12 protein-coding genes are annotated in these 8,732 nt (G+C 33.7%); 6 read left to right on the forward strand and 6 right to left on the reverse strand.

Features of this window, described 5'->3' with window-relative positions; translation table 11 throughout:
• The coding region (locus DD829_RS08530) for a TraM recognition domain-containing protein (protein ID WP_165814848.1) at positions 1-773 on the forward strand (773 nt) is incomplete at its 5' end.
• A 447-nt stretch (positions 774-1,220) separates the two neighbouring features.
• Here the strand turns inward: DD829_RS08530 and DD829_RS08540 are convergent.
• From DD829_RS08540 to DD829_RS08550, 3 genes are all read right to left on the reverse strand, one after another.
• A complete protein-coding gene (locus tag DD829_RS08540) occupies positions 1,221-1,418 on the reverse strand; it encodes a hypothetical protein (protein ID WP_116547675.1) in 198 nt (65 codons plus the stop codon).
• Positions 1,419-1,491: 73 nt separating this feature from the next.
• Positions 1,492-2,292 (reverse strand): GLPGLI family protein, encoded by an 801-nt coding sequence (locus DD829_RS08545; protein ID WP_116547676.1) that lies wholly within the window; start codon positions 2,290-2,292, stop codon positions 1,492-1,494.
• A gap of 81 nt (positions 2,293-2,373) precedes the next feature.
• Entirely contained in the window at positions 2,374-2,571 is a 198-nt protein-coding gene (locus tag DD829_RS08550) for a hypothetical protein (protein WP_116547677.1), read from the reverse strand.
• 241 nt (positions 2,572-2,812) lie between these two features.
• On the opposite strand from DD829_RS08550, the gene DD829_RS08555 reads away from it, so the two are divergent.
• Entirely contained in the window at positions 2,813-3,181 is a 369-nt protein-coding gene (locus DD829_RS08555) for a helix-turn-helix domain-containing protein (RefSeq protein WP_116547678.1), read from the forward strand.
• Positions 3,182-3,260: 79 nt separating this feature from the next.
• Here DD829_RS08555 and DD829_RS08560 read toward each other — a convergent pair whose 3' ends face one another.
• The 3 genes from DD829_RS08560 to DD829_RS08570 all read right to left on the reverse strand — a co-directional run bounded on the left by DD829_RS08560 (position 3,261) and on the right by DD829_RS08570 (position 5,659).
• Positions 3,261-3,737: a helix-turn-helix domain-containing protein gene (locus DD829_RS08560; RefSeq protein WP_108409767.1), complete on the reverse strand. Its 477-nt coding sequence runs from the start codon at positions 3,735-3,737 to the stop codon at positions 3,261-3,263.
• A gap of 3 nt (positions 3,738-3,740) precedes the next feature.
• The gene (locus DD829_RS08565; protein WP_108409766.1) at positions 3,741-4,670 is read right to left on the reverse strand and encodes a replication initiation protein; all 930 of its coding nucleotides are present in this window, start codon (positions 4,668-4,670) and stop codon (positions 3,741-3,743) included.
• Between the two features lie 545 nt (positions 4,671-5,215).
• Complete coding sequence (locus tag DD829_RS08570) at positions 5,216-5,659, reverse strand: hypothetical protein (protein WP_116547679.1); 444 nt, start codon at positions 5,657-5,659, stop codon at positions 5,216-5,218.
• Positions 5,660-5,730: 71 nt separating this feature from the next.
• On the opposite strand from DD829_RS08570, the gene DD829_RS08575 reads away from it, so the two are divergent.
• From DD829_RS08575 to DD829_RS08590, 4 genes are all read left to right on the forward strand, one after another.
• The gene (locus DD829_RS08575) at positions 5,731-5,952 is read left to right on the forward strand and encodes a hypothetical protein (RefSeq protein ID WP_116547680.1); all 222 of its coding nucleotides are present in this window, start codon (positions 5,731-5,733) and stop codon (positions 5,950-5,952) included.
• A 217-nt stretch (positions 5,953-6,169) separates the two neighbouring features.
• On the forward strand, positions 6,170-6,583 hold the full coding sequence (locus DD829_RS08580; protein ID WP_123906834.1) for a plasmid mobilization protein: 414 nt from the start codon (positions 6,170-6,172) through the stop codon (positions 6,581-6,583).
• A complete protein-coding gene (locus tag DD829_RS08585; protein WP_108410479.1) occupies positions 6,580-7,767 on the forward strand; it encodes a relaxase/mobilization nuclease domain-containing protein in 1,188 nt (395 codons plus the stop codon). Before DD829_RS08580 ends, DD829_RS08585 begins: the two co-directional genes overlap by 4 nt.
• A gap of 20 nt (positions 7,768-7,787) precedes the next feature.
• Positions 7,788-8,732: type IV secretory system conjugative DNA transfer family protein (locus DD829_RS08590; RefSeq protein ID WP_165814849.1), on the forward strand; the 945-nt coding region annotated here is incomplete at its 3' end.

The following is an 8,732-nucleotide window of genomic DNA, read 5'->3' on the forward strand; positions in this document are numbered from 1 at the left end:
CCTCCCTTCAGGTATCTTTATCGAAGATTAATTCCGATGAAATTTATTATTTAATGTCTGAATCGGATTTCAGTTTAGAGCTTAATAATCCGGATAAAAAAGGAATTCTGACCATTGGGAACAATCCGCAATTATCAAGCACTTACGCGCCTTTAATCGGTCTTATTTTAACAAGCATATCGAAACAGCTTAACCGACAGGGCAAAGAGAAATCTATCTTTATGGTAGACGAGTTCCCAACAGTTTACATTCCGAACGTTGAGCAACTACCGGCAACGGCAAGGAGTAATAAAGTAGCCACTATTTTAGCGTGTCAGGATATCGCCCAGCTCTCGGATAAATACGGAAGGGAAAAAACAGAAACGATCCTTTCCAATTTGGGGAATCAGTTCTACGGCAGAACCCCGAACCCGCAGACGGCTAAAAGAGTTTCGGAAATCTTCGGAAAGGCTGAGCAGGTTGTGGTTTCGGAGAGCAAAAGGACATTTGACCTGAGTGATAAGAACGTAACAACAAGCACCAGAGAAACAGATATTGTGAAGTCTCAGGACGTAGCGAATCTCGATACCGGATCATTTTTCACCGTTCTTTCTGAAGGATTGCAAAGACAGGGAATTTCACATATTCCTATGGATAGGAAATTTGTAAAAACGGAAATAGAGCCTTTCAGTTCTGCCGATGAAAACGAAGTGAAAAAAGCCTATAAGCGCATAAGCTTCGATGTATCTGAAGTTATTTTAAGAGAGAGTATTTTAGCCACCCAGAAAAAATAAAGAACAAGAAAAGCAGAACTAATCAGCTCTGCCTTTCTTTACCATGATTTTTCCTCAAGAAGGAATTATTTGTATGCAATATAAAACTTTTTTTAATCTTCCGGAACAGGTGAGCTGAGAAATTTCTCCGGAAAATATCGGAGCAGATCTGCTCCATTTTTTTGAGTGCTGAGAGCTGGGCAAATTCCGAAACCGGATTTGTTCCCGGGACAAAGTTTTTTTTCTTCCGGAACAGGTGATCCGGAGCAACCTTCATGACGTAGAGCATTGCGCATAAATCGGCTTCGCCTACTCATGTATTTTTCAAAAATTATAAATTTTATCAAAATACATTCGGAAAAGATTCTGTATATTTATGATGTCTAAAAGATTGCGCAAACGTAATTTTTTTTTTCACCATTTGTGTTTTTTTAAAGACAGCCTTCGTGAGCTGTCTTTTTTTGTGATTTATAATTTACTAATTATAGTACACGTTTTTTCAGGGAACACGTATTCCTCACCGTTTACATCGGTATAGGTTACCGTTTTTTCAATTGAATTATATAAACCAATAAGCCTTTCTCCGGTCTTTACCGTAGAACCTTCTTTTAGTTCCTGTTCGATATTTAAAACTTCAAAAATAACATAGAATAAAGTTTTTTCCATTGTGTAGATTAATTAAAAAGACTCCATTTTCAGGAGTCTAAATGATGATTGATTTATAAAGTATAAGTTAGTTCTAATTAATACTTAATTCTATCGGATTGTATTCTTTAGCAGCTTGTAAAGATTTTCTCTTTAACTCTTCAAGCTCTTCTTTGTTTTCTATGAAATTATCAAATCTATTAAGATATTTTTGATATTTATTTCTTTGATAATCAAATATTTTTTCTTTCGGAACCGTTTTTATGTCTTTTAAAATATTTGCTGATTTACAGACATATTTTCTTTTTTTGAAACCATATAAAGTATAGTGATAGTCATCTTTTTCGTCATATACTTCGACTATCAAGCCGGGTAAATTATTAAATTTGTATGGACCAAAAGGGAAAGGGATATCGGTACTAAAATAGGCTATCCATTTTCTTCCATATTTTTGTGTAACAGCTTTTCTGCATTTATATCCTAAAATAGTTTTATATTCATTTAAAATTTTCCAACTAATATTATTAGGCTCTTCATAACCAAGTGCTTTTCCTTCAATTTCTGTACTGAAGTATATTTTTGCATCAGTAGTACCGATTCCTTCAGGAAACTGTGTGCCGTATTTTCCAAAGCTTCCTAAATCTTTTACTGTATTTCCGGATTCCTTTAGTTTTTTTTCAGCAATTAAAGAGTCCCCTATATACTTATTCATATTTTTAAAATAGGAAGAAGTCTTATTAATTAATAAAGCGAATGCAGCTTCGCTTTGTGGAGCATTTGGTGTATTTTTTATTTTATATGATAGTTTGTAATCTGCTTCATATTCAACTGAAAAAGATTTTTGTGAAAAAATTAATAATGGAAAAAGAAAAGTTAAAAATGTTATGATTTTCATAAAATTGTAGTTTATTAAAAGTGCTGTTCCTAAAATAAAGAAACAGCACCTTAGCGTTAGTTATCAGTTATCAAATATATATTAATGATAATAGACAATAATGTTAGCGTTTTCTCCGCAAGCAATGAAGTTTACATCGTTACAAAATTCTGCAATTGCAGAAATTGACATTCCTGTAGTTCCAGTGATGTTATAAACTTTTCCGCAAGAAGTTCTAAAAGGAAAAGCACTTGCAAGAGTTCCAATGGCAATAGCGCCCATAACTAAAATTTTTTTCATGATGTGAAATTTTATAGGTTACAAATATATAAGTTTAATTTTCAAAATGGGATTAATTAGAGATGAAAAATTATTATGTTAAATTCCTTTTGCAAAGGTATTTACAGTAAACGACAAAACACGTCGTATATTTTTTTATTTACTTTTGTATGATGCGAAAATAGATAATACAATTTGATATTTTTATAACATGGATTTCTAATTTTCAGTAAAAAAATTCTGAAACGTATATCTTTACAAAATGGTAATAGGAACAAAACTTAAACAGGCGAGAGAAGCAAAGAGAATGAGCCAAGAAGAACTGGCACTTATATTGAAGACTACTCAAAAGACAGTTTCCAACTGGGAGAGCGACAAGAGCATTCCCTCATTAGACTATTTGTATAAAATAGAAACCATTTTGGAGGTAGATATTTTGTCTTGGTTGGCTGAAAAAGGGATTGTTTTTAATCAGCACAATGAAAAGGGCGACAATGCAGCAATTATCAATAAAAATTTTTCTGAAGAACTAAAGGAACAGTACGAGAAAAGATTAGAGGAGAAAGATGAGAACATAGAACAATTAAAAAATGAGATCATTTTTTTGAGAAATTTATTAGATAAGAAATAAATAAATTTTTCAGTTGTCACTTCCTCAGTCTTCTCGTTTTTTCAAAACGCTTGACATTCGTTGCTCCTTTGTTCAAAATTTATCCTTTATCCAATCCTTTTTCTTTCGCTTCAATAAAGTTTCTCTGAACCAAATTATCAGTAAAGTTTTTAACACTATGTACTAAATTCTCATGGATTTCAAGTTGCTTGTTATACGAGTTTCTGAAATACTCTATTTGATTTTCCATAGCTTTTAAATGCTCTTTAGAGTTTTCTATTTGTTCCTTCAGGAAAGGATATTCTGTAATACGTTTTTTAAATTCTTCATATTCCTGTGCGGTAAAGTATTCTACGTATGGAAAATCTTCGTTTTCTTCAGTGTCCGGAGGTGTCCGCAGTGTGTCCGCAGATGTGTCCGCAGATGCCTTTTTACGTAGTAGTTCTGCTACTTCTTCGGACACGGTATATTTACCCCCTTCAATGCTTATTAAATCAGCAATCCAGCGTCTAATTGTACGTTCATTTTTGCCAAGTGCGGACGCAATGTCCGCAGTTGAATATTTTTTGTCCGGCATAGTTTAATTTTTTACAGAGAGAATTCCTTTTTTCTGATATACTCCAATGAGATATCCGACAGCGTTTTCAATTTTTAGTTTTCTTTGCCTGATCTTTTCGTTCAGCTCTGTAATTAAGATGTCAAAATCCTTCTCTTTTTCTTTTTCTGCAATCAGCTCTGCCTGTACTTGTGAAAACCCATAAGTGACCAGTTTTGACACATATTTTTGATTATCTATGCTTTCTTCAAAATTTATAATAAGCTGTTGAGCCATTTTTGCATTTACATAAATTTCCACCCATCGGAAGGAACGTCCCTGTTTGATTAGTTTATAATCGAAATAAATGTCGCTTTCTTCATTGATTTGTTTTTTAGCAATATCTAAAACATTCTTTCTGAATGCAGATATTTCTTCAAATTGTTCTTTTCCTTTTTTGTCAATAAGTCCGAGCATTTTTTTTAGTTCCTCAATTTCAAATCTCTTTTTGCCTACTGATCGCCATTGACAACCCAGAGCGTAAAGTCTCTTCGCATACTTAGAAGTTACGGAAAGTGTAGATCTTAGCTGTAATGCTGTGAAATTACTTTTTAGCTCAAAGAAGTAAGGGAGAGCAATATCGGATAGTTTAACCTGAATACTCCTTTGTCCCTTCAGATATTTGAAATACTGGAATAATACAAATTGTGTGTAGCTTTCGGAATCTTCAACCTCAAACATTTTAGTGAGTATCAACTCTGTACTTTTTGTCAACTGGTTTATTTGCCATTGTCTCCCTGTGATTGCTTCAATATCGCTTGTATGTATTATGTATTCTGTTTTTCCTACTTCTAATTGAGCTAAAATCATAAAAAGAAGATCCAATTGACAAGCCGTAAAATCATATCGTCCGGAAGTTATTGCATTATGCTGCATAACTACCCTATCCTGAAGGTTAATATCTATGAGTTCCATTTAAATGTTTTTTCAAAAATACAAAAAAGTAGTAAAAAAAAGTATACTTTTTTTTTAATGTTTTTTAAACATGATAAAAACTTCGTTTTTCATGATAAAAACTTCGTTTTTCATGATAAAAACTTCGTTTTTCATGATAAAAACTTCGTTTTTCATGATAAAAACTTCGTTTTAAGCTTGTAATTATATGAAAATCAATTGATTATAGTGCTTTAAAATAATAAAATAATAAAGTATTAAAATTTTTAAAAATAACGTTTGTTCAAAAGGAATTTTATTTGATCTATTGGAGCGAAATTTTCTGGTTCCGGAATGCAGGGTGGAAGAAAAACAAAAAAAAAGAAAACGAACTTTTTATAAGTTGGTTCAGGCGATTGTTATGTATTGCATAATACATTTGTAAATGATTAAAAATCAGTTACTTATTATTAAGGTCTTTAAAAAGCTGAAATTAAAAAAAACCTTCATACTTTTGTGGTCTTGGTTTCATCATCGATGAAATTTAAGAATTAAAGATGGGGGCGGTTCTGAGAACCGCCCTTTTCCTATCCTTCCTGTACCGGAATGGAGTATAATGCCATATTGAATTTTTCGAGATTCGTCCGGTCATTGATGATATCTATAAAAGATTCTTTTAAACAGGAGTTATCCGCCAAAGCTTTTGCGATCTGGGTTGATATGTACTCAATATGATCTGAAAAAATGTACCTGTTTTTAAGGTAAACAGATTGGCTGATTTTCCTTTCTTTATAAAGATTTTTATTGATTGAAATAAGGGTATTAATTATCTCAAATCTTTCAGCAATCAGGATATCAAAATAGTTTGTAACCACCTGCGGATTTTCCGTGTAAAAATTAACCGGATTTTTCAGGGTTTGATCTGAATTAAAATGTTTAGAATTTTTCTTAAAAAAAGAATTTGATTTTTTAAAAAAATCTGATGAATGGAAACACGAAGTTTTCCCATTCGAATTAAATGGTTTTTTCATGATAATGAAATTTAAAAATTAAAGATTTTCAAATATAAAAAAATAATAAATATCTTTGAAAAAAATTAGCAATGGAATTAAATAAAATAGACGAACAAATTAAGGCACTCCAAAAGAAGAAAAAGGAAGCTTTGAAGAAAGAAGAAGAGAAAATAAAATCCAGTTTATTAAAAAAAATTATCGGAAAGGATTTTGAAAAAATATCGCAGATATTAAAATCAAATCCCGATTCTAAATTAGAACTTTATGTCAATGGGAAACCATTAAAAGAATACTTACCTGACAGTAATTAATCTATATAAACCGCTTATCTGCTCCCTATTCGGGAGCTTTTTTTATGGCATAAAAATTTCATAACTTTGTAAATAGACTTAGGGGCGTTTTAAGTTTCGGGTCAAGTAGTTCAATTTGCAGACAAAAACCCCTTTCAGGATGTTTTAGGTCAGGCAAATTGCTACTTGCTTTTCTCCCTTCGGTCGAAAAGAATTAAAACCGCTTTATATAATGGATATGAATTTAGACGACTTTCCGGACTGGGTAAAACAACGAGTACTGGAAAATGAAAAGCAAGAAGAAAGAAACAAATTTGTTGAGTGGGGAAAGTTAGGAGGCAGACCAAAAAAGGACATCAAAAAATCAGAACGTCTGACTATAAGATTCACGCCTGACGAGATGAAATTTCTAAAAGAAAAATCTGAAAAAAATGATATTTCTTTAACGGATTATTCCCGAATAATTTTACTCAATAAAACGATTCCGGACAAAGAAAAAAACTTGCAACTTATAAAGTATGAAAATAACTTTAGAAGAATTTCAAATATGTTTCAAATGGGCATATTTAATTCTGAGGAGAAAGATTATTTTTTAGAAGAAATTGAAGCCACTATAAAAGAAATTAGAAACGCAATAAACTGGGATAGATGATTTGTGAAACGAAGGCAATTAAAGGCAGTGCAAAATCATTGATTTACCAAGCTAATGACAAAGGTTTTGCCGTAGAAGTCGGGCGCAATGGTTTAATGGGTGATGATCCAAAATACTGGCATCGCCAAATGAGAGCGATAGAGAATCAATATAAGCGTTCAAATTTTGATAATAAAAGAATAACACAGGTAATTTCTTTAACGAAAGAAGAGTCCAAAGAGATAAAGACCGGAAGAGATTGGGAAGCCCTTGCGATCAGTCATTTTAAGAAAAAAGGGATTGATTTAAAAAATCATGCGTACATCATGCACACGCATGGCAGCACCAAGAACCCGCACCTGCATATTACCGTGAGCCGTATTAATTTTGACGGTAAACAGGGAATCAAGAGCCAAAATATAGGCAGAGATTTCGGAAAGATTTCGGATAAAATAGCGAAAGAGCGGGGATGGAAGACAGCAAAGGAAACCGCAGAACTCAACCGCAGAGAAGTAGCAAGAAACATTACTGAAGTATTGCAGAAAGAAAAAGCTACAGATTACAACAGCTTCCAAACCTCAATGAATGAAAGGGGATATCATGTTAAACTTTATCAGTCTGAAGAGAAAGGCGTGTACGGAATGCGTATCATTCCGAAAGATGATTACACGGAAACGCCTTCGCCCCGACTTGCCAAGTCCGGACAAGGGTATAAACTTTCAGAAATTGAAATATCTGAAGGGAATAAAGCGAAATTTAAAATTTACAATATCACTGCCGAGCTGAGCAATAATAAGACTGCTGCCAGAAGAAAAATGTTCAATTCTATGAGTACGGAAGAAAAGGTAAAATATGCAAAGGCAAAAAACGAACGATTATTCGGAGCAGATCCTGCGGAGCTTCGCAAGGAAACGCTTAAGAATTTAGATCAAGCCATCGCTAAATTAGAGCCTTACAAAAATCATAATCCGGAAGTCTATCATTCTGTAAAGGAAATTAGAGAAGGTGTTCAGATCAATGCGTTACATTCCAAAGAAGATCTGCAGAGAGTGAACGAAATGGCTAAAAATCATATTTCGAACATTGAAGCGCAAGAGCAAAAGTTGCAGCAGAACCGCTTCGATCAGGCAAGACAAAACCGAGAAGCAAGGAAAGAACAGGAACAAGATCAGGAACAGGAAAGAAATAGAGGTTTCAGACGTTAATAAAAAAAATATATTCACAAATGAAACAGTTAGATGTCAACCACCACACGCAGGAAAGCGGATGTTTAAAGTACATTTTCCCTGCTATTGTCGTTTTAATCATCATGTACCTGCTTAAAATTCCGCTATTTTCAATTACCAGTATAATTCCTGCCGGAATCATTTATTTTGCGGTTTTTAAAGGTCTTCCGATTGTCTGGAGAATGATTTTAAAGAGCGATTTAAAAAAGTATGTTCCCGAAAAGCTCCAGAATATTCTTCCGGAGAAAAAAGCAAATGCTGAAGTATTTTCCATTAATGGAGAGACAGAAATCCTGAATCCTTATTCCGGAATATTTATTTCCGGCGGAGCAGGTTCCGGAAAATCCAAGTCTTTGATAGAGCCATTGATAAAAGAAGCCGGAGCGAAAGGCTATACAGGAGTGATCTATGATTTTAAGTTTCCGGAACTGGCACAATATACAGAAACGGCTTACATGGGAAGCGATATCGCCCGATATTATTTTAATTTCGAGGATTTGACACGGTCGCACCGGATTAATCCAATTTCTCCGGAATTAATGACGAAGGAAGCGTTTGCGAGGGAGTTCGCCTATACAATTTTAGTGAATTTAAATCCTCAGATGATTTCTAAGCCTGATTTCTGGTCAGATAATGCTACGTCCTTACTTGCGTCTACGTTTTGGTATTTGAGGGAAAAACACCCTTCTTTCTGTACGTTGCCCCATGCTATCAGCATGATTTTACAGCCGAATTTTGAAGCCCTGTTACGAGAGCTTTGCTCAGTTCCCAAATGTGGCGACATGATTGCCCCGATCATGACGGCTTACGAACAGGGCGCAGACAATCAACTTGCCGGAGTTCTGTCCTCCCTTCAGGTATCTTTATCGAAGATTAATTCCGATGAAATTTATTATTTAATGTCTGAATCGGATTTCAGTTTAGAGCTTAATAATCCGGATAAA

The organism is Chryseobacterium sp. HMWF035, assembly GCF_003094695.1.
Lineage (GTDB): Bacteria > Bacteroidota > Bacteroidia > Flavobacteriales > Weeksellaceae > Chryseobacterium > Chryseobacterium gambrini.